The organism is Mesorhizobium sp. M7A.F.Ca.CA.004.04.2.1 (assembly GCF_004022825.1).
Lineage (GTDB): Bacteria > Pseudomonadota > Alphaproteobacteria > Rhizobiales > Rhizobiaceae > Mesorhizobium.
In genome coordinates, this window is sequence record NZ_RZPH01001454.1 from 1 (window position 1) to 1,057 (window position 1,057).

General features: G+C 63.8%; 2 protein-coding genes. Both read right to left on the bottom strand.

Annotated elements, in window-relative coordinates:
- On the bottom strand, positions 1 to 417 hold a 417-nt coding region (locus EN893_RS35330), incomplete at its 3' end, for a PHP domain-containing protein (protein ID WP_128362234.1).
- 107 nt (positions 418 to 524) lie between these two features.
- The coding region (locus EN893_RS35335; protein ID WP_128362235.1) for a biotin/lipoyl-containing protein at positions 525 to 1,057 on the bottom strand (533 nt) is incomplete at its 5' end.

A 1,057-nucleotide genomic window follows, 5' to 3' on the forward strand; every position in this document is an offset into this window, starting at 1 on the left:
GTAGACGCGGCTGACCAGCCTGACCAGATTGGAATAGCCGGCTTCGGTCGCGGCGAGCAGGACGACCGGCCGCATATCGGGACCTTGCCGTCGGCGGTCGCGCTGGCCATCGCTGTTTTCGCCGGAAAAGGCGAGCGCCGCCTGGCAGCCGATGATTGGCTGGATGCCGTCCTTCACCGCCTTCTGCGCGAATTCCAGGGCGCCGAACAGATTGTTGGTGTCGGTCACGGCAATGGCCGGGGCTTCGTCCTTGACGGCGTGAGCCACCACCTTGCCGATCTGCAAGGCGCCTTCCAGCAGCGAATAGGCCGAATGCACGCGCAAATGGACGAAGGGCCGCGCCGGGGCCTCCGGCCGCGCCGCAGCAATCGCTGCTTCGCGCTTCAGGGGATCGCGGGGAAGTTTTTCGTCGGCCATGGTGCTGTGTGAAGGTCCTTGAGTCGATGGAGATGTATTGTCCGGGACCGCGCGATGCCAGTCCAGCACAAACCACTGCTGATCACAGGCTGCCTGCCCGGCCAGCCTTACGCAAACTCCATGATCACCGCGTCGACAGCCAGGCTGTCACCCGGTTTGGCGTTGAGCTTGGAGACGACAAGGTCGCGTTCAGCACGCAGCACGTTTTCCATCTTCATCGCTTCCACCACCGCCAAGGTCTCGCCGGCCTTGACCTCCTGGCCTTCGGCAACGGCAATCGACACGACAAGGCCGGGCATCGGGCAAAGCAGCAGGTTCGACGTGTCCGGCGCCACCTTTTCGGGCATCAGCCTTTCCAGCTCGGCGGTGCGCGGCAGCATGGCGCGCGCGGTCACCGACATGCCTTTCCAGGCTATGCGAAAGCCGTTGGCAACCGGCCTGACCTGAGCCGTAACCTTGCGCTTGCCGACCGTGCCGCGCCAGACCAGGTCGCCCGGCCGCCAGTCTGATGCAACGGTCAACGCCCTGCCGGCCTCGATCGACAGATCGATTTCCATCGGAATGGAAATCATGCCCTCGATAATCGAGGCCGACAGATAGTCATCGCCGATCTTTACCACCCAGTCGCGCTTCAGAGCTC